The organism is Plantactinospora sp. BC1 (assembly GCF_003030345.1).
In the GTDB taxonomy this organism is placed as follows: domain Bacteria; phylum Actinomycetota; class Actinomycetes; order Mycobacteriales; family Micromonosporaceae; genus Plantactinospora.
In genome coordinates, this window is sequence record NZ_CP028158.1 from 4,799,259 (window position 1) to 4,822,011 (window position 22,753).

At 71.9% G+C, this 22,753-nt stretch carries 15 protein-coding genes and 1 pseudogene; 6 read left to right on the plus strand and 10 right to left on the minus strand.

The genetic code is table 11. The features are described 5' to 3' along the window. The first annotated feature begins 4 nt into the window (after positions 1-4). From C6361_RS21020 to C6361_RS21035, 4 genes and pseudogenes are all read left to right on the plus strand, one after another. Complete coding sequence (locus C6361_RS21020; RefSeq protein ID WP_107268742.1) at positions 5-943, plus strand: tetratricopeptide repeat protein; 939 nt, start codon at positions 5-7, stop codon at positions 941-943. A gap of 66 nt (positions 944-1,009) precedes the next feature. Further along, positions 1,010-2,068: pseudogene (locus C6361_RS21025) on the plus strand (arginase family protein); the annotation flags it as partial. Positions 2,069-2,784: 716 nt separating this feature from the next. Beyond that, positions 2,785-3,342: a TetR/AcrR family transcriptional regulator gene (locus C6361_RS21030; RefSeq protein WP_199853032.1), complete on the plus strand. Its 558-nt coding sequence runs from the start codon at positions 2,785-2,787 to the stop codon at positions 3,340-3,342. A 106-nt stretch (positions 3,343-3,448) separates the two neighbouring features. Next, positions 3,449-3,682, plus strand: coding sequence for a TM2 domain-containing protein (locus C6361_RS21035; protein ID WP_107260331.1), 234 nt, complete (start codon positions 3,449-3,451; stop codon positions 3,680-3,682). A gap of 82 nt (positions 3,683-3,764) precedes the next feature. Here the strand turns inward: C6361_RS21035 and C6361_RS21040 are convergent, their stop codons facing one another. Continuing rightward, a complete protein-coding gene (locus C6361_RS21040) occupies positions 3,765-5,729 on the minus strand; it encodes a penicillin-binding transpeptidase domain-containing protein (RefSeq protein ID WP_107268743.1) in 1,965 nt (654 codons plus the stop codon). A gap of 393 nt (positions 5,730-6,122) precedes the next feature. On the opposite strand from C6361_RS21040, the gene C6361_RS21045 reads away from it, so the two are divergent. Next, complete coding sequence (locus tag C6361_RS21045; protein WP_107268744.1) at positions 6,123-11,174, plus strand: NAD-glutamate dehydrogenase; 5,052 nt, start codon at positions 6,123-6,125, stop codon at positions 11,172-11,174. A gap of 100 nt (positions 11,175-11,274) precedes the next feature. Here C6361_RS21045 and C6361_RS21050 read toward each other — a convergent pair whose 3' ends face one another. The 4 genes from C6361_RS21050 to C6361_RS21065 all read right to left on the minus strand — a co-directional run bounded on the left by C6361_RS21050 (position 11,275) and on the right by C6361_RS21065 (position 14,868). Beyond that, positions 11,275-12,018, minus strand: a complete 744-nt coding sequence (locus tag C6361_RS21050) for a class F sortase (RefSeq protein WP_107268745.1) — start codon at positions 12,016-12,018, stop codon at positions 11,275-11,277. Between the two features lies 1 nt (position 12,019). After that, complete coding sequence (locus tag C6361_RS21055) at positions 12,020-12,766, minus strand: hypothetical protein (RefSeq protein ID WP_159079403.1); 747 nt, start codon at positions 12,764-12,766, stop codon at positions 12,020-12,022. A gap of 250 nt (positions 12,767-13,016) precedes the next feature. Continuing rightward, positions 13,017-13,781, minus strand: a complete 765-nt coding sequence (locus C6361_RS21060) for a class F sortase (protein ID WP_107268747.1) — start codon at positions 13,779-13,781, stop codon at positions 13,017-13,019. Beyond that, positions 13,765-14,868: a hypothetical protein gene (locus C6361_RS21065; RefSeq protein WP_107268748.1), complete on the minus strand. Its 1,104-nt coding sequence runs from the start codon at positions 14,866-14,868 to the stop codon at positions 13,765-13,767. The genes C6361_RS21060 and C6361_RS21065 overlap by 17 nt, the downstream gene beginning before the upstream one ends. 935 nt (positions 14,869-15,803) lie before the next feature. On the opposite strand from C6361_RS21065, the gene C6361_RS21070 reads away from it, so the two are divergent. Then, positions 15,804-17,555, plus strand: coding sequence for a glycoside hydrolase family 6 protein (locus C6361_RS21070; protein ID WP_107271074.1), 1,752 nt, complete (start codon positions 15,804-15,806; stop codon positions 17,553-17,555). Between the two features lie 123 nt (positions 17,556-17,678). On the opposite strand, the gene C6361_RS21075 is transcribed toward C6361_RS21070, so the two are convergent. The 5 genes from C6361_RS21075 to C6361_RS21095 form a co-directional block, all read right to left on the minus strand. Further along, positions 17,679-18,047, minus strand: coding sequence for a hypothetical protein (locus tag C6361_RS21075; protein ID WP_107268749.1), 369 nt, complete (start codon positions 18,045-18,047; stop codon positions 17,679-17,681). Between the two features lie 211 nt (positions 18,048-18,258). Continuing rightward, complete coding sequence (locus C6361_RS21080) at positions 18,259-18,537, minus strand: hypothetical protein (protein ID WP_107268750.1); 279 nt, start codon at positions 18,535-18,537, stop codon at positions 18,259-18,261. 64 nt (positions 18,538-18,601) lie between these two features. Then, positions 18,602-20,233 (minus strand): sodium:solute symporter family protein, encoded by a 1,632-nt coding sequence (locus tag C6361_RS21085; protein ID WP_107271075.1) that lies wholly within the window; start codon positions 20,231-20,233, stop codon positions 18,602-18,604. 224 nt (positions 20,234-20,457) lie between these two features. Next, on the minus strand, positions 20,458-21,927 hold the full coding sequence (locus tag C6361_RS37095; protein WP_159079405.1) for a hypothetical protein: 1,470 nt from the start codon (positions 21,925-21,927) through the stop codon (positions 20,458-20,460). Positions 21,928-21,941: 14 nt separating this feature from the next. After that, on the minus strand, positions 21,942-22,532 hold the full coding sequence (locus C6361_RS21095; protein ID WP_107260311.1) for a hypothetical protein: 591 nt from the start codon (positions 22,530-22,532) through the stop codon (positions 21,942-21,944). Positions 22,533-22,753: the final 221 nt, after the last annotated feature.

Genomic DNA, 22,753 nt, shown 5'->3' on the forward strand with positions numbered 1-22,753 from the left:
AACCATGAGCGACCCACGGATCACCTCGTCGATCTTCACCCGCGGCGCGGTCGACCTCGGCGCACTGCGCGCCGCACAGACACCCGCGAAGCCGGCGGCGGCAGCGACCCCGCCGGGCGGCCCCGGCACCCCCAGCGCGACACCGCCGAGCACACCTCCCGGGGGCGGGGGCGGAGTCGCGGTGATCGACGTCACCGAAGCCACGTTCCAGTCCGAGGTGCTGGAGCGCTCCCTCACCACGCCAGTGGTGATCGACTTCTGGGCCGAGTGGTGCGAGCCCTGCAAGCAGCTCTCCCCGGTGCTGGAACGGCTCGCCGCCGAGGGCGCCGGTGCGTGGGTACTGGCCAAGGTCGACGTCGACGCCAACCCGCGGCTCGCGCAGATGTTCCGGGTGCAGAGCATCCCGATGGTCTACGCGGTGGTGGGCGGCCAGCCGGTCGACGCCTTCGCCGGAGTGGTGCCCGAGGCGCAGTTGCGACAGTGGATCGGCGCCGTGCTGAAGGCCGGCGGGGTCTCGGTGGAGGCACCGGAGGACCCCCGGCTCGGCGAGGCCGACGAGGCGCTGATCAGCGGTGACCTGGACGCGGCCGAGCGGGCGTACAAGAAGATCCTCTCGGACGCGCCGTCGGACGCGGCGGCCGAGGCCGGCCTGGCGCACGTCGCGCTGGCCCGCCGGGTGAGCGGTGCGGACCCGGCGGCGGCGCTGGCCGCGGCCGAGGCGGGCCCCGACGACGTACCCGCGCAGTTGCTCGCCGCCGACATCGAGGTGCTCAGCGGTCAGGCCGAGCAGGCGTACGCCCGGCTGGTCGACCTGGTCCGTCGGACGGCCGGCGATGACCGGGAGGCCGCCCGACAGCACCTGGTGTCCCTGTTCACCATCGCCGGTCCGGACGATCCTGCGGTGGCCAACGCGCGGAGGGCGCTCTCGCGTGCACTCTTCTAGACAATAGGCAGCTACGAGCAGCGCGCGTGCCGGCCTGGCAGCCGCGATACCGGACGGGAGCACAGTATGCGCCGGATCGCCGTCCTGGACGCCCCGTCCAACCTGGGCCTGCGTCCGCCGACCCCCACGTCGGTGCCGGGCTGCGCCAAGGCCCCGGGCGCGCTGCGTGACCACGACCTGATCGCCCGGCTCGCGGCCCGGGACGCCGGCTGCCTCACCCCGCCCCGGTACGACCCGGGCGACTGGCGTCCCGGGGACGGGGTGTGCCACGCCGGCTCGATCGCGCAGTACTCGATGGAGCTGGCCGAGCGGATCGGCGGCATCATCGACCAGGGCGAGTTTCCGCTGGTGCTCGGCGGGGACTGTTCGATCCTGCTCGGCTCGGCGCTCGCCATGCACCGGCTCGGCGAGGCGGTCGGCGGCCGGATCGGGCTGGTCTTCGTGGACGGCCACTCCGATTTCCGGCACCCGGGCAACGCCTCCTACGTCGGTGCTGCGGCCGGTGAGGACCTGGCCCTGGTCACCGGGCGGGGCCAGGCCGACCTGGCCGCGATCGAGGGGCGCCGGCCGTACTTCCGGGACATCGACGTGGTGGTGCTCGGGATCCGCGCGCACGACGAGTACCGGCTCGACCTCCAGGCGGCCGGGATCGTCACCCGGCCGGTGCCGGCGCTGCGGGTCGAGGGGGCGGCCCGGACCGCCCAGTGGGCGCACGACCAGTTGACCGACTGCGCCGGCTACTGGGTGCACGTCGACGTCGACGTGCTCGACCCGGCGGTGATGCCGGCGGTGGACGCGCCGGACCCGGGCGGGATCGCCTTCGCCGAGCTGGAACTGCTGCTGGCCGGGTTGGTCGACACCCCGCACTGCCTGGGCGTGGAGATCACCGTCTTCGACCCCGACTACGACCCGGAGGGGGGCTACGCGGCCGAGATCGTCGACACGCTGGTCGCCGGCCTGGCTCCGGTCGCCGCGCCCGAGGCGGTGCCGCCCCGGTTGCTCCCGAGCCGTCCGGTCGGTCCGGAGCGCGGCCTGACGGTCCCGGGGCCTCGAACGGTCCTGCCCGGCACGCCGTCGACACCGGCCCGGCCGTCGGCGGAACCGCCGGCCGGGGTGGCGGACGAGCCGGCCGCCAACGGCGCCCGGGTCGGGGTACCCGAGCTGGCCGCCCGCTGGTCGGAGCCGGTCGGCCCGCCCGCCTCGGCCGGTCCGGGGCGGCTCCGTCGCAACCCGCCGCCGGCCGAGGATCCGACCGACGGTGCCGCCCAGCCCACCCGCGCCGTCGACGGGGAGCCCGGGGTGTCGGCGGCGGCGCCGACGCCGGACCCCGAGCCGGGGTCGGCGGAGATCGCCTGAACCTCGGCGCACGCTCTCGACCGGTGCTCGGCGAACCCGCCCGCCTGGTCGACAACCCGACCGGGAGACCGGAACTGCTACGCCGGCCCGGCCGGCTCGACACCATTCCGGCGGAAGACTGTCGAGCTGGGTGCACGGACGGGGCACCGGCCGTATCGGGTCGCCGAAGACCTCGGGCGGCCGGACGAGATCGGGCGGACGACCTCGGGTGGCGGACGACCTCGGGCGGCCGGACGAGATCGGCCGGACGACATCGGGCGGCGGACGACATCGGGTGGCGGACGACATCGGGTCTCGCCCGAGCGCGGACGCACCGACGGGGCAGCTCGACAGGCTCGACGAGAGGTGTACTCCCGCGGCTGGCGAACACCCTGCGTAGCCTGGAATTCGGCTCGATTTGACAGCGGGAGCTAGCGTCACTAGCTTTTTGGCTATTGTGACTAGCGAACTGTCGAGCCGCCGACGAGCACCACACGGGCGGTGCGGTGCCTAGGGCCGGGCTCTCCACGGCGGCGGTGGTCAGCGCGGCGATCGAGGTGATCGACGAGCAGGGCGTCGACGCGCTGACCCTGGCGGCCGTCGCCGCACGCACCGGGGTCGCCCCGCCCTCGCTCTACAAGCACGTCGCCGGCCTTGCCGAGCTGCGCACCCTGGTGGGCATCCGGCTGATGACCGAGCTGACCGACCGGGCCGTGGCCGCCGTACTCGGCCGCAGCGGCGACGAGGCGGTGGCGATGCTGTTGCGCGCCTACCGCGCCTACGTCCGCGAGCACCCGGCCCGGTACGCGGCGCTGCCGCCCGATCCGCTGCACGAGCCGGCCATGGTCGAGGCGGGTACCCGGATGTTGCAGGTCTTCCTCGCCACGCTGCGCGGGTACGGGCTCACCGACTCGGCGGCGATCCACGCCGTACGGTGCGGCCGGGCCATCGCGCACGGCTTCTCCTCGCTGGAGGCCAGTGGCGGCTTCGGGTTGCCGGAGGACCTGGACGAGACGTACGAGCAACTGATCGCGATGTTCGTGGCCAGCCTGCCGCGCCGATGACTTTCGGCTGATCAGGACGGCGGACCGGGACAGCGGCTCCGGACGGATTCCGGTAAGGTGCGCGAGCGCTGTGCTCTTCCTGAGAATGTCCTGAAAGGAATAATCCATGTCCACAACCGCCGCCGGTCCGGCCGTCGGGCAGAAGTCCTGGATCGCCGCCCTGCTGCTCTGCCTCTTCCTCGGCACCATCGGCGTGCACCGGTTCTACGTCGGCAAGGTCGGCACCGGCATCCTGATGATCCTGACGTTCGGCGGGTTCGGCATCTGGACCCTGATCGACCTCATCATGATCGCGGTCGGCAAGTTCACCGACAAGCAGGGCCAGGCGCTCGCCCGCTGAGCGGACGCGCAGCGGCCGGGGCGGTCCGGGGGATACCCCGTCGACCGCCCCGGCCGGCGCGTTTCCGGGCCGGTACCCGCACTCAGCGGAGGCCGCGGAGGAACTTCTCGGCGATCGGCACGGCGGTGGCGGTACTCGATCCGCCCTTCTCGACGAAGACCGCGAACGCGACGTCCCCCTGCCAGCCCACGAACCAGGCGTGGGTGTGCGCCGGGTTGTCGTCGTACTCGGCGGTGCCGGTCTTGCCGTACACCGGGTCGCCCGGCACGTCGGCCAGGGCGCTGCCGGTCCCCTTGGTGACCACCTCGCGCATCATCGTGCGCAGCGGCTCGACCGAGCCGGTCTTCAGTTGCGGGCCGGGCGGGGCGGGCTCGCCGGGCGCCGGCTCCAGCACCAGCTTCGGCTGCTGCCACTGGCCCCGGGCGACCCCGGCGGTCGCCGCCGCCATGACCAACGGACTGACCACCGTGGTGCCCTGACCGAACGACGCGGCCGCCCGCTCGGCCGCCGAACCGCCGGCCGACACCTTCCCGGTGAACGCGTCGATCCCGAGCTTCCACTCGGCCTCCAGACCGAGGCTCCGGCCGGCGTTGGCCAACCCGTCCGGCCCCAGCTTCGGCGCCAGCGCGGCGAACGCGGTGTTGCAGGACTTCGCGAAGTCGGTCCGGAACGGCACCGTGCCGAGGGCGAAGTTGTCCGAGTTCTTGAACGAGCGCCCGTCGACGGTGAACGTCTTCGGGCAGGCGACCGGCGCGTCCAGGGTGACCGCCCCGGCGTCGAGCAGGCCGAGCGCGCTGACCATCTTGAAGGTCGAGCCGGGCGGGACCTGGGCGGTGAAGGCGAGGTTCTCGGCGCTGCCGCCGTTCGCCGCGGCGAGTACCGCGCCGTCGCTGATCCGTACCGCGACCAGGGCGGCCCGCTGCCGGGACCCGCGTACCGCGTCGTCGGCGGCGTTCTGGGTGGCCACGTCGAGGGTGGTCTTCAGGGGTACCCCGGCCTGCGGCTCGCGCCGGAACACCTCGGTACCGGTCGGCGTGACCGTACCGTCCGGGCGCTTGCTGGTGATGATCACGCTCAGCCCGGTACCGCCGCGCAACTGCTTGTCGTAGCGGCCCTGGAGGCCGCCGTGTCCGACCAGGTCACCCTCTTCGAAGAGGCCCGGGTTGGCGGCCATGTCGTCGGCCTGCACCGGGTCGACCGAGCCGAGCAGGGCCCGGGCGAAGTCCCGGGTCGGCGCGAGCTCCCGCTCCTCCTCGCGGAACTTCGTGCCCGGGAGTTCGTGGATGCGCGGTTTGATCTGGAGGTACGCCTCCCGGCGCAGGGTCACCACGTCGACGAAGTGTTCCGGTTCCGCCTCCCGGATCCGGGTCGGCAGGTCGGTCAGGTCGACCGGCGGGGTGATCGGCGGGCGGATCGCCTTGAACGCGGCGTCGAGCTGGCGTACCAGGCCGGGTAGGTCGGTGACCTCGTTGGGCTGTACCCCGACCAGCACCACCGGCCGGGGCGCGACGATGGGCTTGCCGGCCCCGTCGGCCACCGCCGCCCGCCTGGCGGGGAGCCGGCGCACCGCCAGCTCGTCTCCGCTGGTGAGGCGCGGCTCGACGACCTTCGGTTCCCAGATCACCTGCCACTCGTCGTCCTCGCCACGCTTGAGGTGGATCTCCGACGGGTACGTCCAGTGCGTGTCGCCGGGCAGTGTCCAGTCCACCCGTACCGTCGCGGTCGCGGTGTCCTCCGTGATCTTCGGGTCCCCCTCCCGACGGAGCTCGGGTGGCGTCTTGGCCAGCTCGCCGGAGAGCTGTTTGATCTCCTCGGCCACCTCGCCGGCGGGTACCCGCTCGCCCGCCGGGTTGCGGAATCCGACCTTGTTGAGGTCGCCGCCGCGCCAACCGGCCAGGAACGCGTCGACCGCGCGGTCGGGGCCGTCCGAGTCCGAGCAGCCGGCCAGGCCCCCGGCGGCGAGCAACACGCCGGCAAGAACGGTGGCCGTCCCTCGACGGGCGGTTTGCCGGAAGTGGGGGCGTTGGGAGGGATTCGGAAAGCGCATGCCGCGGTTACCTTCCAGCTCAAGGCACCGCCGGACGTTGCTCCGGCGGCAGACCGACGGTAGTACGCGATGCCGAATCGGGGCTGCCCCGGTGCGGTCGGGGAGGCGTGCAGCACGGCCGCCGACGGCCCGTCTCGACGCGCTCCGCCGCAGGTCAGGGCATATATGGCTGCCCGGTGGGCGGTCCGGTCACGGGTCCGGCGAGGCGGATCGGGTGATGGCCGAGCGTGCGTGGGTACTCCGGGGCGGGCGTGTCGGGCGTCCGCAACGGATGAAGGGACAGATCTCAGAACCGACATCCGGCCGCCGGTCCACCGGCAGAGGGGCTTATCGGTAGGGCCTAGTCTGGGCGGAGAGTGACCCACGGCGTGGTGGGTCGAGGGGAGTGGCACGATGGACCGGCGTCCGGCGATCAAACCGGAACCCGTTCTCCGGCCGGCGGATGCCGGCCGAGACGACAGTTACGACGCGGCGATCGACGACGACGGGGCGGGCTCTCGACTCGCCTCCGGCGCGACCGGCGTGCCGGGGGCCAGCATCGACACCCTCTATGACCTGGGACTGCCTCCGGAGGCCCTCGCCGACGACGTCGAGGACGCGGATCTGGACGAGCCGGTCCCGAACGCCGAACGGCTGGTGGCCCAGGCGGTGGCGCTGGCCGGTGACGACCACGACGCGGCGACGCTGGTCGACCGGTTCTGGCGGTTCGCCCCGGACGAGGAGCTGATCGGTTTCACCCCGGCGGAGATGCTCGCCGCCGCGAAGGCGCACCGGGATCTCGCCCAGCAGCGGGTGCCGGGCGAGCTCAAGCTGCGGATCCACGAGCCGGACGAGGAGCAGCAGCACACCGTAATTGAGATAGTTACGGACGATATGCCCTTTTTGGTGGATTCGGTCACGGCGCTGCTGACCGGCCACCACCTCGACGTGCACATGCTGGTCCACCCGCTCGTGGTGGTCCGCCGCGAACCACTCGGCCGGCTGACCGAGGTCGCCGCCGACGTCGAACCGGACGACGCGATCGACGGCGACATCGTCGAGAGCTGGATGCGGATCGAGATCGACCCGGTACGCGGCGCCGCGGACCGGGACCGATTGCGCGCCGAGTTGCAGCGGGTGCTCACCGACGTACGCGAGGCGGTGGAGGACTGGCCGAAAATGCGGCAGCGCGCCCTCTCCCTCGCCGACGAGCTGGCCGCCGCACGCACCTCGGAGAACCGCCCACCCGTACCAGAAAAGGACATCACCGACTCGGTGGAGCTGCTCCGCTGGCTGGCGCACGAGCACTTCACCTTCCTCGGCTACCGGGAGTACCGGCTGATCCAGACCGAGCAGGGGCCGGCGTTGGAGGCGATCCTCGGCACCGGGCTGGGCATCCTGCGCCAGGACTCCACCACCCCCCGGGCGCTCTCCTCGATGACCCCCGAGGCGCACCAGAAGGTGACCGAGAAGCGGCTGCTCATCATCACCAAGGCGAACTCGCGGGCCACCGTGCACCGATCGGCCTATCTGGACTACATCGGCTTCAAGGTCTTCAACGCCGACGGCGAGGTGGTGGGGGAGCGCCGCTTCCTCGGCCTGCTCGCCACGGCGGCGTACCGGACCAGCGTCCGCGAGCTGCCGGTGGTCCGGCGCAAGGTCGCCGAGGTGCTGGACCGGTCCGGGCTCAGCCCGCGCAGCCACTCCGGCAAGGACCTGTTGCAGATCCTGGAGACCTATCCCCGGGACGAGCTGTTCCAGATCAAGACCGACGACCTCTACCACGCCGTCGTCGGGGTGCTGCGGATGGCGGGCCGCCGCCAGCTCCGGGTCTTCCTGCGCCGCGACGGGTACGGCCGGTTCATCTCCTGCCTGATCTACCTGCCCCGGGACCGGTTCACCACGCAGAACCGGCTGCGCATGCAGGAGATCCTGCTCCGCGAGCTGAACGGGATCGGGGTCGACTACACCACCCGGGTCACCGAGTCGATGCTGGCCCGGGTGCACTTCATCGTCCGGACCGACCCGGCCAGCCCGCCCGGCGAGGTGGACGCGGACCTGCTCGCCGAGGAACTCGCCGACGCGACCCGGCTCTGGGACGACGACTACCGGCTGGTGCTGGAACGCAAGCTCGGCGACGAGCAGGCGAAGCGGCTCTTCACCCGGTACGCCGACGCGTTCCCGGAGGGCTACAAGGACGGGCACACCCCGTACGAGGCGATGAAGGACCTCGCCAAGCTGGAGCTGCTGGAGGAGCCGGGCCAGCTCGAAATGCACATGTTCCGCAAGCAGCAGCCGGTCCGGCCGGGCGGCCCGGCCCCGGCCACCGCGGTCGAGGACGTCCGGTTCAAGGTCTACCGGTACGGCGAGCCGATGGTGCTCTCCGCGGTGCTGCCGGTGCTGCACTCCCTCGGCGTACGGGTGGTCGACGAGCACCCGTACGAGGTGGACCGGATCGACGGCCGGATCTACCTCTACGACTTCGGTCTCGAACTGCCCGACGGCGCCCGGGACCTGGCCGAGGTACGCCCGCACGTGGAGAACGCCTTCTCCGCCACCTGGCGGGGCGAGGCCGAGGTCGACGGCTTCAACGAGCTGGTGCTGCGCGGCGGACTCACCTGGCGGCAGGTGGTGGTGCTCCGGGCGTACGCGAAGTACCTGCGGCAGGCCGGCACGGTCTTCTCGCAGGACTACATGGAGTCCACCTTCATCGCGTACCCGCAGGTCGCCGCCTCGCTGGTGGAACTCTTCGAGGTGCGGTTCTCGCCGACACTCGGGCTGGGCGCCGAGGAGCGCAACCTGCGGAGCAAGGAACTGGTCACCTCGATCAACCAGCAGCTCGACGACGTGAGCAGTCTGGACCAGGACCGGATCCTGCGGTCGTACCTGACGCTGATCCAGGCGACCCAGCGGACCAGCTTCTACCAGCGGCGTACCGACGGGCGCCCCAAGCCCTACGTGGCGTTCAAGCTCGACCCGCAGATGGTGCCGGACCTGCCGGAGCCCCGGCCGAAGTACGAGATCTTCGTCTACTCGCCGCGCTTCGAGGGCGTACACCTGCGGTTCGGGCCGGTGGCCCGGGGCGGCATTCGCTGGTCGGACCGGCGGGAGGACTTCCGGACCGAGGTGCTGGGCCTGGTCAAGGCGCAGATGGTGAAGAACGCCGTGATCGTGCCGGTGGGCGCCAAGGGCGGCTTCGTGCTCAAGCAGAAGCCGGGCGACCGGGACGAGGCGGTGGAGTGCTACAAGGGCTTCATCTCGGCCCTGCTGGACGTGACGGACAACCTGGTCGGCGGGCAGATCGTGCCGCCGTCCGACGTGGTCCGGCACGACGCCGACGACCCGTACCTGGTGGTGGCGGCGGACAAGGGCACCGCCAGCTTCTCCGACATCGCCAACGAGATCTCGGTGCGCAACGGCTTCTGGCTGGCCGACGCGTTCGCCTCCGGCGGCTCGGCCGGCTACGACCACAAGAAGATGGGGATCACTGCCCGGGGCGCCTGGGAGTCGGTGAAGCGGCACTTCCGGGACATGGGGATCGACACCCAGACCCAGGACTTCACGGTGGTCGGCGTCGGGGACATGTCCGGTGACGTCTTCGGCAACGGGATGCTGCTCTCCGAGCACATCAAGCTGGTGGCCGCCTTCGATCACCGGCACATCTTCCTGGACCCGGATCCGGACCCGGCCGTCTCCTATGTGGAGCGTCGCCGGCTCTTCGACCAGCCGCGTTCCTCCTGGGCGGACTACAACGCCGAGCTGATCAGTTCCGGTGGCGGGATCTATCCGCGTACCGCGAAGTCGATCCCGATCAGCCCACAGGTCCGCGCGGTGCTCGACCTCGGCGCCGGCGCCGAGTCGATGTCGCCGCAGGAGCTGATGAAGGCGATCCTCTCCGCCCCGGTCGACCTGTTCTGGAACGGCGGGATCGGCACCTACGTCAAGGCGTCGTCGGAGTCGAACGCGCAGGTCGGGGACAAGTCCAACGACGCGATCCGGGTGGACGGCCGGGACCTTCGCTGCCGGGTGGTCGGCGAGGGCGGCAACCTGGGCTTCACCCAGGTCGGCCGGATCGAGTACGCCCTCGGCGGCGGCCGGATCTTCACCGACTTCATCGACAACGCGGCCGGGGTGGACACCTCGGACCACGAGGTCAACATCAAGATCCTGCTCGGTGCGGCGGTGGCCGACGGCGAGCTGAGCGTGCCGGACCGGGACGCGCTGCTGGCCGAGATGACCGACGAGGTCACCCAGCTCGTGCTCCGGGACAACTACGACCAGGCCCGGGCGATCGGCAACGCGCTGGCCCAGGCGGCCTCGCTGCTGCCGGTACACCGGCGGATGATCTCCGACTTCGAGCGGGCCGGACACCTCAACCGGGAGCTGGAGGCGCTGCCGCCGGACGAGGAGCTGGCCACCCGTACCGACATCGGGCTGACCGCGCCGGAGTTCGCGGTGCTGCTCGCGTACGTCAAGATCGTGCTGGAGCGGGAGATCCTGGCCGACGGGCTGCCGGACGAGGAGTGGACCTTCGAGGTGCTCTCCAGCTATTTCCCGACTCCGCTGCGCGAGCGGTACGCCGACCGGATGCCGGAGCACCGGCTGCACCGGGACATCGTCACCACCATGCTGGTGAACGAGGCGGTGAACCGGGGCGGCATCTCCTTCATCTACCGGGTGGTGGAGGAGACCGGCGCCACCCCGGCCGACGTGATCCGGGCGTACGTGGTGGTCCGCGAGGTCTTCGGGCTGCGGGAGATCTGGGCCGACATCGAGGCGCTGGACAACCGGGTGCCGACCGAGGTGCAGACCGCCGTCTACCTGGACACCCGGCGGCTGCTCGACCGGGCGGTCCGGTGGCTGGTGACGAACCGCCGGTCCCCGATCGACGTGCCGGCCGAGACGGCCCGGCTCCGCGACGGGGTCTCCCGGCTCCTGCCCGAGCTGGGCAACCTCTTCTACGGCAGCGAGCGCGAGGCGCTGGAGGCGCACGTCGAGATGTGCGTGCGGCGCGGGCTGCCCCGGGAGCTGGCCGAGCGCTCCACCCGGCTGATGTACAGCTTCGGCCTGCTCGACGTGGTGGAGACGGCGAGGGCGACCGGGCGGGACGTCGGCGAGGTGGCGGCGGTCTACTTCGTCCTCTCCGACCGGTTCCGGGTCGACTCGCTGCTGTCGAAGATCTCGCTGCTGCCCCGGGAGGACCGCTGGCAGACGCTGGCCCGGATGGCGCTGCGCTACGACCTCTACGCCGCGCTGGCCGCGCTCACCGCCGAGGTGCTCGGCGGGACTCCCGCCGACCTGTCGCCGGACGAGCGGGTGCAGGAGTGGGAGCGGTCGAACTCGATCTCGATCGGCCGTACCCGAAAAGCGATGGGGGAGTTCGACGAGTCCCGGGCGGATCTGGCCGCGCTCTCCGTACTGCTGCGGCAGATCCGTACCCTGGTCCGGACCTCGGCGGCCGGCTGAGCGGACGGGCCGCGTCGGCGGCGTACCGGGCCGGGTTCTGCCGGTCCGGAACGCCGCCGATCCGGCGTCCGGTCCCCGTCGCCAGCGACCGGGCGTTCGGTCAGGGGATCCGGGTGGCGGAGACGATCACGTTGTTGCGGTAACTGCCCTTCTTGCGGTCGAAGGTGCCGCCGCAGGTCACCACCTGGAGCCGGGCGGTGTCCGCCGAACCGTAGACCAGCTCGGACGGGAAGGACGTCTTCGGGTACGACTTCACCGAGTCCACCGCGAACCGGACGACCCTGCCGTCCTGCCGGGTGACCTCGACCCGGTCGCCGCGCTTGAGCGCCCCGAGTCGGAAGAAGACCGCCGGCCCCATCGCGGCCGAGTCGACGTGCCCGACCACGACCGCGTTGCCGAACTCGCCGGGGCTGGCCCCCAGCCGGTACCAGCCGGCGAGCTGGGCCTGCTTGAGCGGGGGCACCTGCACGGTCCCGTCGTCGTTCACGCCGACCGACATGATCTTCGCGTTCACCTTGATCTTCGGGATGGTGATCCGGACCGGTTCCGAGCGGGGCAATTCGGCCGGCCGGGACGGCTCGACGACCGGGCTGCCGGCGGCCGGGCTGCCCGGCGTGGGCGACGGCGCTACCGCCTGCGGGGTCCACTGGGCCTCCGGGGTCTCCTCGGGCTGCGGCGGCGCCTCGCCGGTCTCGATCTCGGCGGGCTGCGGCGGCTGCGCCGGGGGCGGGTTCAGGCCGGCGGTGAGCAGGGCGGTGCCGCCGAGTGCGAGCAGGACGACCAGGGCGGAGCCGGCGGCACGCCACGGTTTCCCGTGCCGGCCGCCGGCGCGCCTGGTCGACACCTCAGGCGGGTGAGCCATCGGTACGACGCCGGCGGATCATCAGGAAGCCACCGATCGCGGCCGCGCCCAGCATGCCCGCGCCGGCTGCCGCCCGACCCGAGTCCGTGCTGGCGGCGCCGCCGTCACCACCGGGTACGGAACCCCGGGGCAGTACGACGATCTTGCCCGTCGCCTCGCACGCGCCCCAGGCCCGGTAGTGCCCCGGCTTGGTCTTGTACGGCACCTTCGCCCAGGCCCAGTAGACGGCCTCGTCGCCGTAGGCGGCCGCCTGGCCGCCCTGACCGCCGTCGGGCTGCCCGTCGCCCGTCCCCGGCTGGCCGCCCTCCTCGGGCAGCGGTGGCTGCCCACCGTCCGGCGGCAGCGGGGGCTGACCACCGTTCGGCGGAAGCGGCGGCTGCTCGCCGTTCGGCGGGACCGGCGGCTGACCGTCGTCGTCCGGCTGACCGCCGTCCGCCGGTGGGCGCTGCCGCTCCGGTACTCGAACGCCGTCCTCCTCGACGGGCTTGAGCCAGAGCTTGCCGGTGACCTTCGACGACACCCAGGCTTTCTCCACCCGGTGCTCGCACTTCAGGATGACCTTGAACTTGTGTCCCGGCTTCACCCCCTTCGGCACGGTGTGGATGTGGCCGTTGTTCTCCCGCTCGTGTGGGGCGTCGTCCGCCAGAGCGGTTCCGGGCGCGCAGATCAGCAGGGACGCGGCACCGAGACCGGCGACCGCCACCACCTTCCCCAGCAACTTCCTACTCATGACTCGTAGTCACTCCTTCCCCGTTGGTTGTGCTCGACGGCGAGCCGAGCCAGAACCGACGCTAGCTAGTTTGTGAGGAGATGTCGGGATTATGGGTGTTCCTTCGGAAACATCGCCTGTGAGTGGTAGAGAGCTCTTCACATCGGCCCTGTCCGGATCGGGTCCCGCCGCCGGCCCGGGCAGACGGCGACGGGGGACAGCGGCGTACCGCTGTCCCCCGTACCGCCCGGCCGGGCGCCCGGCTACCCGGCTACCCGGCGAGCCGGGCGAAGGCGATGACGTTGTCCGGATAGGAGCCGGTCCGCTCGTCGAAGTCCCCGCCACAGGTCACCAGGCGCAGCCCCGGCGCCTCCGTCGGGCCGTAGACGAGTTCGGTGGGAAACTCGCTCTTCGGGTACGACTTCACGCCCTCCACCGCGAAGGTGGCCAGGCTGCCGTCCTCGCGGATCACCTGGATGCTGTCGCCGGGCAGCAGGGCGCCGAGCCGGAAGAAGACCGCCGGCCCGATCTCCTTCGAGTCGACGTGGCCGACGATCACGGAGTTGCCCGGCTCACCCGGGGTCGGACCCGGCCGGTACCAGCCGGCCAGCTCCGCCTTGGCCAACGGCGGCACCTGCACCATGCCCTCCGGGGTAAGCCCCACGGGCATGATGGTGGCGTTCACCCCGATCTTCGGGATCGTGATCTTGATCGGTTCCGACCTGGTCAGTACCCGTGCGGCGGGCACCGGTGCCGGTGTCGCATCGGGTCCGCCCTCCGGCGCCGTGGTGGGTGCCGGTGCGGCAGGCCCGAGATCGCTCCCGGTGTCACCGGCAGCCGACCGGTCCGGGTCGTGCGATGCGGCACCGGCGCTCGGCTGCGGCGGCGCGACCGGGTCCGGCGCGTTGAGTGCGGCCCCGACCAGGCCGGCGCCGACCAGGGCCAGCAGTGCGACGAGGACGGTGCCGGCGATCCGCCACGGTCTCCCGTGACGGCCGCCGGCACCGCTCGCCGTCGCGTCAGACGGCCGACTCATCGGTGCGGCGCTGCCGCATCAGCACCAACCCGCCGAGCCCGGCCAACCCGAGCATCCCGACCCCGGCGACCGCGAGATTGTCGCTGCTGCCGGAGGTCGCCCCGCCGTCACCGCCGTCGACCCAGCCCTTCGGCAGGATGATCAGCTCACCCTCGCCGCAGGAGCCCTTGAGTTCGTACGACCCCGGCTTGGCGTCCCACGGGATGGTGACGCTGGTCCAGTACTCGTGGCCGGCCTTCTTCTCCGTCCAGCCGCCCTTGCTCTCCTCGGCCTTCTTGCTCTCCTCGGCCTTCTTGCTCTCTTCCCAGCCGCCCTTGCTCTGCTCGGCCTTCTCCCAGCCGTGCTTGCTCTCCTCGGCCTTCCTGTCCTCTTCCCAGCCGTGCCCGCCGTCATCCAGGGCCATTCCGCCGGTACCGCCCGGTGCCGCCGGTTGCCCGCCGGGCGGCTGGTAGCCCCCGGGCTGCTGAGGCTGGCCGCTGGTCGAGGGCGAGGGTGCCGGTACCGCGTCGGCCGACGGGCCGGGTGCCGCGGGCGCCTCCTCGGCGGTCGACGGGGCGGATTCGGCGCCGTACGCCCCGTTCTCCGCCGGGGCCGACCCGTGCTTCTCCTTGTAGCGGCGGTACTCCTGGTATTCCTGGTACTCCTTGTACTTCAGGAACTCCTGGTACTCGCGCTCCTTCTTGTAGTCCTCCCCGCCCTGGTACGCCTCGCCGCCGCTGGAGTGGCCGCCGGACTCCTCGGGCTTCCGGTCGGCCTTGTGGTCGTCCTTCTGCTCGCCCTTGTGGTCGTCCTTCTGATCGGCCTTGTAGTCGTCCTTGTGGTCCTTCGGGGCGAGGTCCACCTTTCCGGTGACCTTCGACCACAGCCACGCGTGCTGTTGCGCCTCGGGGCAGACCTCGATGAGGTCCACCTTCTCCCCGGGCTTCGCGGCGTGTGGTTTCGCGTACGCCCGGCCCGAGCCGTCCCGCTGGTGCCCCTCGGGGTGGTAGCCGCCGTCCGCGAGCGCGGCCGAGGGGGAGAAAACGAGTAGAGAAGCGCCGCCGAGCGCGGCTCCTGCGATCATCCTGCCGAGGAACTTCTTGGACATGACTTTCGTCATCCTTCCCTCTTGCCTCAGCCCGTCGGGAGACGAGCCATGACCGAGATTAGCGAATTTGTGAGCTTTCATCGGATTTTCTCACCATTTCCCCGAACGGGTGCCGAGGCACCGGAAGGGCCGGCTGGGACGTCTGGCGGTTACCGAACGGCTCGGGCCCCGCTGCGTCGGCTCGGCGGGGTCGGGCGGATTCCGCTTCCGGTGTCCCCGCTCGGCCGGAACGGCTGTTGCGGCCGGTAGCACCGCGCTCGGGTCGATCCGGGCGATCGTGCGCACTCGTCCGGTTCCGAGCCCGCCCCGTCGCCCCAGGCATCCCGCGCCGCCCGGCGTCCCGGCGTCATCCCGTGCCGCCCGGCGGCCCGGCGGCATCCGTCGGAGCCGCTGGAGTGCTCGCGCCGCGCCGCCGGGTGTCACGGCAGCGGCGAGGCTCCAGGGTGGACGGAGACGGCGGCCGACCGCCGGGGGCGGCCGTTCTCCGGTCCGCGCCGACCGCGCCCGAGCGTGCCGCTTTCTGTACCCGGACCCGGGCGGGGCGCGAGGTAGGATCCGGTCCGGAGCGGGTCCACTGTGCCCGGCCGGCCACGCCGCCGCAGGTCGTGGCGGTGGCCGGCGACGGACGCCGCGAGCAGGGAATCGTCATCCATCGGTATCGAGGTGTTGTGATGGAAGCGCTCCCATGCAAGAATTCATCCACTGTGCTGGGGGAGCCACACCGCGCAGCGGACGTCGAGGGCAGCCGGTTCGCCGGACGGCGTCGTCACGGTCGCTGACCCGAGCGGCCGGCACCACCACCAGTTCCGCCCGTCCGGGTCGGGCATACCGCAGTCCCCCATGGCGTGCACGGACGTACCCACCTGGCGCGTCGCCGTGTGACCGCCGCGCCGGTTCCGCCTAACGTGACCGGCTGGCTCAAGGAGATCAGTGGCATGAATTTACCGAGTAGATTGTCCGTCCGGCAGAAAGCCGTCGCGGTGGCCGGTGCGAGCGCTTTGGTCGCCGCCGGTCTGGTCACCATCCCGGCGTCCGTGGCACAGGCGGCACCCGGGTGCAGCGTCACCTACAGTGCCAACCAGTGGCAGGGTGGTTTCAGCGCCAACATCACCATCCGGAACGTCGGCGACGCGATCAACGGCTGGACCCTCCGGTTCAGCTTCGCGGACGCGGGACAGCGGGTGACCCAGGGCTGGTCGGCCAACTGGACGCAGTCCGGCACCCAGGTGACCGCCACGAACGTGTCGTGGAACGGCAACCTCGCCACCGGCGCCTCCACCGGCATCGGCTTCAACGGTTCGTTCAGCGGCAGCAACCCGGCGCCGACGTCCTTCAGCATCAACGGGACGACCTGCAACGGCACCGCGCCGACCACCCCGCCCACCGGCGGACCGACGGGCAACCCGACCAACCCGCCGACCACGAACCCGACCAGCAACCCCGCGGCCCGGGTGGACAACCCGTACGCGGGCGCCCGTGGTTACGTGAACCCGGAGTGGAAGGCCAAGGCGGAGAGCGTCTCCGGCGGCAACCGGATCTCCAGCAACCCGACCGGTGTCTGGCTGGACCGGATCGCCGCGATCGAGGGCACCCCGGACAGCAGCTCGAACGGCTCGATGGGCCTGCGGGACCACCTGGACGAGGCGCTGGCGCAGGGCGCCGGCTACATCCAGCTCGTCATCTACAACCTGCCCGGCCGGGACTGTGCGGCGCTCGCCTCCAACGGTGAGCTGAAGGCGGACGAGCTGCCCAAGTACAAGACGCAGTACATCGACCCGATCGCCGCGATCATGGGTGACAGCAAGTACAGCAGCCTGCGGATCATCGCGATCATCGAGATCGACTCGCTGCCGAACCTGGTCACCAACGTGGCGCCGCGGGAGACCGCGACGGCGCAGTGCGACACGATGAAGGCCAACGGCAACTACGTCAAGGGTGTCGGCTACGCCCTGGCCAAGCTCGGTGCGGTCCCGAACGTCTACAACTACATCGACGCCGGCCACCACGGCTGGATCGGGTGGGACGACAACTTCCGGGCCTCCGCGCAGATCTTCGCCGAGGCCGCCCGCGCCGAGGGCAGCACCCAGGCCAACGTGCACGGCTTCATCGCCAACACCGCCAACTACTCGGCCACCGTCGAGCCCTACCTCAACGTGACCGAGCAGAACCGGCTCTCGAAGTGGATCGACTACAACCGGTACGTGGACGAGCAGCGCTTCGCCCAGGCACTCCGTACCGAGCTGGTCTCGCAGGGCTTCAGCTCCAGCATCGGCATGCTGATCGACACCTCGCGTAACGGTTGGGGCGGCTCGGCCCGGCCCACCGGCCCGAGGACCTCGGGCACCGTCGACGAGCAGGTGGACGGCTCCCGGATCGACCGCCGGATCCACCTCGGCAACTGGTGCAACCAGAGCGGTGCCGGCATCGGTGAGCGGCCGCGGTCCGCCCCGGCCAGCGGGATCGACGCGTACGTCTGGATCAAGCCCCCGGGCGAGTCGGACGGCTCCAGCACCCAGATCGACAACGACGAGGGCAAGGGCTTCGACCGGATGTGCGACCCGACCTACACCGGTAACCCGCGCAACAACAACAACATGAGCGGCGCGCTCTCCGGTGCCCCGATCTCGGGTGCCTGGTTCCCGGCGCAGCTCACCCAGCTGATGCAGAACGCCTACCCGGCGCTCTGAACCGGCTGGTAAGACTGGGGTAACAGCACGACATCACCACCAATGGCGGTCCCCGTCCGGAGCGGCAACGCGTCGGACGGGGACCGCCGCGGTGTGCTGCCCCGACGGTTCCGGGTACCCCGGTCAGGGCACCGTCTTCTCCACCGCGGTCGCCGTACCCTCCCGGTCCAGCTCCTCGCCGGCCCGCCGTACGTTCTCCGGTGTCGGGTCCCGGCCCTGTGCCGCCGCCAGGTCCTCCGGGTCCCACGGCTGTTCCGCTCCGGTACGCGCGTCACCCGCGCCCCCCGTACCCTGCCCGTACGGGTCGCCGAGCAGGTCGTCGGTGGGCGGGAAATCGCCCGGAACGTCCTCCGGGTCGACGAAGTCCGGGTTCTCGGCGCCCGGCCCGCCGTCGGCGGCGAGCTGCGGTACGGCGGCGTCGTCCTCGATCGCGGCGGCCACCTCCGGGCTCTCCTCCAGCGGCCGGTTGCGGGTCGGATCGCGCTCGGTCATGCGTGCTGCCCTCCTGTGGCGGATGCGACGTGCGACTGACCGGTCTTCCGGATCGATACCCCGGAGGACCCGCGCCATGCCTGCCGGCCGCCATCGCCCGTCCGACCGACGGGCCGCCCATCCGTCCGCCCGTCTGCCCGTCCGCCCGTCCGCTCGTCCGGCGGCCCGGGGCACCCCGGCGCCGGGAGCCGTGCCAGGTCGGGGCGCCGGCTCACTCCCGGTCGATCGGGCGCAGCCACTGCCAGAGCAGGAAGCCCAGGCCGAGCGCCAGCATGGCGAGCCCGGCCCAGAGGTTGATCCGGATGCCCTGGGCCTTCTCCACCGCCGACGCGCCGTCGAAGACGCCGACCAGGCCGACGATCACGCCGTACGCGACGAAGAGCCCGCCGATCACCCGGCGGATGTCGAAGAGCCGGGCGGCGGCCGACCGGCGCTCCTGCTCGGCGGAGTCCACCGGCGTCCCGGCCGGCGGCCGGTTCTGGTCTTCCATCGCCTCGTCCCTTCTCACTGTCGCAGCTGGCGCGCGTCCCGGTCGGATCCTGCGGTGTGCCGCCTCAGAGCACCGGCAGGTAGAGCAGTGCGGAGAGCACCACCGCGATCCCGCCGAGCAGCAGCGGCGAGCGGTACCAGCGGGCGTCGCCGCCGAGCAGGGCCTGCCGGCCGTCGGTGCCGGCGAGCCCGTACACCAGGCCGCGCAGCTCGTCGTCGGACTTGCGGGCGGTCAGCGGGGTGACGACCACCGCGACGATCGCGACCAGCACGAACGCGACGCCGGCACCCCAGAAGCTCTCCTCCAGGTCGGAGTCGAACGGCAGCACCCCGGCCTGGTAGAGCAGATAGGTGGCGAGCGCGCCGAGGGTGCCGGTCAGCAGCGACCAGAACCCCGCCCAGGCGGTCATCCGCTTCCAGAACATGCCGATGATGAAGGCGGCGAAGAGCGGCGCGTTGAAGACCGAGAAGAGCACCTGGATGTAGTTCATGATGTTGTTGAAGCCGGCCGCGATGAACGCGGTGCCGATCCCGACCAGCACCCCGCCGATGGTGGCGATCCGGCCGATCCGCAGGTAGTAGTCGTCCGGCCGGTCCCTGCGGACGTACGTCTGCCAGATGTCGTAGGTGAAGACGGTGTTGAAGCCGCTGACGTTGGCCGCCATGCCGGCCATGAACGAGGCCAGCAGCCCGGTCACCGCCACCCCGAGTACGCCGGTCGGCAGCAGGTCGCGCATCAGCAGCGGGATCGCGTTGTTGTAGGTCAGGTCGCCGGTCTCCGCGCCGAGCCCGTTGACCGTGACCACCGCGACCAGGCCGGGGATCACCGTGACCAGCGGGATCACCATCTTCGGGTACGCGGCGATGATCGGTGTACGCCGGGCCGCGCTCATGTCCTTCGCCGAGATCGCCCGCTGCACCTCGGCGAAGTTGGTGGTCCAGTAGCCGAACGAGAGGACGAAGCCGAGCCCGAAGACGATGCCGATCCAGCTCGCGCCGAGCGGGTTGTCGGCGCTGCCGGTGTCCGCCCAGGTGTGCAGCCCGGCCTCGCCGAGGTCGGAGCCGCGTACGGCGTCCCAGAGCCCGTCGATCCCGCCGACCTTGGCCAGCCCGATGACGGTGATCGGGACCAGGCCGGCGAGGATCACGAAGAACTGGAGCACCTCGTTGTAGATCGCCGAGCTGAGCCCGCCGATCGTGATGTAGGCCAGCACGATCAGCGCGCCGACCACGATGGAGAGCCAGAGCGGCCAGCCGAGCAGGGCCTGCATGATCAGGGCGAGTGCGTAGAGGTTGACCCCGGCGATCAGCACCTGGGCGACCGCGAAGCTGAGCGCGTTGAGCAGGTGGGCCGGCCGGTTGAAGCGCAGCCGCAGGTACTCCGGCACGCTGCGTACCTTGGAGCCGTAGTAGAAGGGCATCATCACGATGCCGAGGAAGACCATCGCCGGTACGGCGCCGATCCAGTAGTAGTGCAGCGTCATCAGGCCGTACTGGGCGCCGTTGGCGGCCATCCCGATGATCTCCAGCGCCCCGAGGTTGGCGGAGACGAAGGCGAGTCCGGTGACCCAGGCCGGCAGCGACCGGCCGGAGAGGAAGAAGTCCACACTGGTCTTGATCGCTCGCCGGGCGGCGAAGCCGACCCCGAGTACGGTGCCGAAATACAGCGCCAGGATCAGATAGTCCAGTGGGCTCATGTCCAGCCGCAGGCCGCCGTCCACGCCGTCACCTTCGTCCGTACGCTCGGTCCGTGTCCCGGCGACAGGTTCGTCGGGGGCGAGGGGCCTACTACCCGAGGTGAAGAGTTTTCACTCCTGTCCCCGGCGTACCCGGATGCCTGATCGCCGACGGCTCCCCGGCGCCCGCCGGTTGGCGGGCCTCGGGGAGCCGTCGGGAGTCGGGTCGCGCCGGTCGGCGCCGGCTACCGGCCGAGCAGGCGGTCCAGGAAGTCCCGGTGCCGGCGGACCACCATCCGCAGCTGTTCGGTGTCGGCGGCGCCGTCGTCCTGCCAGCCGCCGAGTTCGTCACGCTGCCGGGTCAGGGCGGCGGTGACCGCCTCCACGGACTCCCGGACCAGCCGGTGGGCCTCCTCGGTGGCGCCCGGCGGGTCGTCGACGAAGCGGAGCTGCACGTCCCGCCACCGGTCCCGCAGGCCCCGCACGGTCTCCTCGTCGAGGATCGCGACGATCGGCTCGGCCGGCGCGGCACCGGGCGGCAGGTTGCCGTCCGCCGTCCCCGTCGTGGCCGTGCCGTCCGCCGTGCCGGTCTCGTCCGGCCCGCCGGCCTCCGCCCGGGCAGGGGTACCGCCGGTCAGCGCGTCGGGGTTGCCCGCGCTGAGCACGTCCGGGTTCACCGGGTGCGCCACCCCGACCGCCGAGCCCTCCGGCACGGGCCGGCCGAACGGGTCCGACTCGACCCCGTCGGCGGCCGGTACGCCGCCCCGGTCGGCGGTGGCGGCGTCGGCCGCACCGAGGCTGCGATCCGGTACCTCCTGCGGGGCGACGGCCCGCTCGTCGTCGATCCCGTCGGTCCGCTCGTCGTCGATCCCGTCGATCCGGTCGTCGACCGGACCGTCCCCGGAGCGGACGGTGTCCTCGTTGCGCGGGTCGCGGTGGCTGCCGGCCAGCGCGGAGGCCGCGACCGCACCGCCGACGCTGGTGGCGCCGAAGCTGGTGGGCAGCGGCGCCGGCTCGTGGAACTCCGGCGCACCCGAGCGGTCCCGGGGGTCGCCTCCGGCGTCGTCGGCGTGGTCGGCCCGCGCGGTCTCGTCGGCCGGCGTCTCGTCGACCCGCTCCGGGTCGTCGACCCGGGCGGTGGCGTCCGGGTCGACGACCGCGTCCTTGCCGGCGTCCGCCCCGGCGGTCGCGGGCACCTTCCGGGTGTCGTCCCGGATGTCGTCCTCGTCGGACCCGGCCGCGGGGTCGGCGGATTCGCCGGTACCGGTGCCGCCGGTGACGTCGGCCTGGCTGGCGTGCGCCTGGCTGGCGTCGGCGAGGTCGCCCCGGTCACCGATGCCCGCGCTGTCGCGGTCGGCGTCACCGGAGCGGCCCGCCGGGGAGCGCTCGGTCAGCGCGTCGTCGTCCAGCGCCGCGTCCTCGGCCTCCTCCTCCGCCGACCGGTCCTCGCCGCGCCGGTCGTCCCGGGCCCGTGCCGGTGCGGCCGGGTCGGACGAGAAGGCCGGCCCCGAACCGCTGGTGGCGAGGTCGTTGTCGTAGGAGCCGCGCTCGTCGAGCGCGTCCGGGCCCTGGTCGCCGGTGCCCTCCGGATACCGGTCCCGCTGCCGGCCCTCGGCCCCGCCGGCCTCGACCTGGCCGGGGCCGGTCACGGGTACCGGCTCGGAACGGATCACGTCGGTGCCGCCGTTGTCGGTCTGCTGTTCCTGGTGACGCATGGCGAAGTGCCTCCTCACCGGCTCGGTACGTCCTGCGGGGTGTCCGGACGGGTCCCGTCCGAGGACTGGCGTACGGGGTCCTCGCCGAGCAGGTCGGCGAAGAGTTCCCGGTAGTGCACGACGGCCTGGCGGAGCTGCTCGGTGCTGGCCTCGCCGCGCTCGTTGCGTAGCTGGATCTCATGCGCGTCCCGGTAGTGGGTCAGGGTGCGGGCGTGCTCGACGGAGAGGTGGGCGAGCTGCTCGTCGTACTCGCCGACCGGATAGCCGCGCTCGGCGATCAGCCGGGTGACCAGTTCGTCCGCCGCGCCCACCGCCTCGGCCGGGGAGTCGACGAAACGGGCCTGGATCTCCTCCCAGTCGGCCGCGTACCGCTGGCGGGACTCGGCGGAGAGCGGAGTGAGCGTCAACTCGGCATGGCGGCGTTCACGTTCCCGGAGTTCCTGCTCGGCGGCGGACCGGCTCTGCTGCTCGGCGACCACCCGGTCGTACTCGGGACCGAAGCGGCTGCGCAGGGCACGGCGGCGGCTGGCCACCCAGATGGCCGGTACGGCGGCGGCGACGGCGAGGACCACAAGGATGATGAGGACGACTTCTATGGGCGACATGGCTCCTCCTTCGTCTCCTGCTATTCCCGCTCGGCCCTGATCACCAATCCAGATCTGGCACACTTTCGTGCCCGCCGGCGGGAACCGGCGCGCGGCGGCAGGAACCGGTCGAGGGCTGCCTGACCGGGCAGAACGCCCCGAACCGCCGCGCCGGGGGAGGAGGGTCGCCGCCGACGCCGCGCGGCACCCCCGCGCCGAGCGCCCGGCCGAGTGGCACGCGC

Excerpts from the sequence above, each read along its gene's own strand:
- C6361_RS37095 (WP_159079405.1), bottom strand. The coding sequence starts at position 21,927 with ATGCGTCACCAGGAACAGCAGACCGACAACGGCGGCACCGACGTGATC.
- C6361_RS21085 (WP_107271075.1), bottom strand. The coding sequence starts at position 20,233 with ATGAGCCCACTGGACTATCTGATCCTGGCGCTGTATTTCGGCACCGTA.
- C6361_RS21020 (WP_107268742.1), top strand. The coding sequence starts at position 5 with ATGAGCGACCCACGGATCACCTCGTCGATCTTCACCCGCGGCGCGGTC.
- C6361_RS21045 (WP_107268744.1), top strand. The coding sequence starts at position 6,123 with ATGGACCGGCGTCCGGCGATCAAACCGGAACCCGTTCTCCGGCCGGCG.
- C6361_RS21035 (WP_107260331.1), top strand. The coding sequence starts at position 3,449 with ATGTCCACAACCGCCGCCGGTCCGGCCGTCGGGCAGAAGTCCTGGATC.
- C6361_RS21065 (WP_107268748.1), bottom strand. The coding sequence starts at position 14,868 with ATGTCCAAGAAGTTCCTCGGCAGGATGATCGCAGGAGCCGCGCTCGGC.
- C6361_RS21095 (WP_107260311.1), bottom strand. The coding sequence starts at position 22,532 with ATGTCGCCCATAGAAGTCGTCCTCATCATCCTTGTGGTCCTCGCCGTC.
- C6361_RS21075 (WP_107268749.1), bottom strand. The coding sequence starts at position 18,047 with ATGACCGAGCGCGATCCGACCCGCAACCGGCCGCTGGAGGAGAGCCCG.
- C6361_RS21080 (WP_107268750.1), bottom strand. The coding sequence starts at position 18,537 with ATGGAAGACCAGAACCGGCCGCCGGCCGGGACGCCGGTGGACTCCGCC.
- C6361_RS21070 (WP_107271074.1), top strand. The coding sequence starts at position 15,804 with ATGAATTTACCGAGTAGATTGTCCGTCCGGCAGAAAGCCGTCGCGGTG.
- C6361_RS21040 (WP_107268743.1), bottom strand. The coding sequence starts at position 5,729 with ATGCGCTTTCCGAATCCCTCCCAACGCCCCCACTTCCGGCAAACCGCC.
- C6361_RS21060 (WP_107268747.1), bottom strand. The coding sequence starts at position 13,781 with ATGAGTCGGCCGTCTGACGCGACGGCGAGCGGTGCCGGCGGCCGTCAC.
- C6361_RS21055 (WP_159079403.1), bottom strand. The coding sequence starts at position 12,766 with ATGAGTAGGAAGTTGCTGGGGAAGGTGGTGGCGGTCGCCGGTCTCGGT.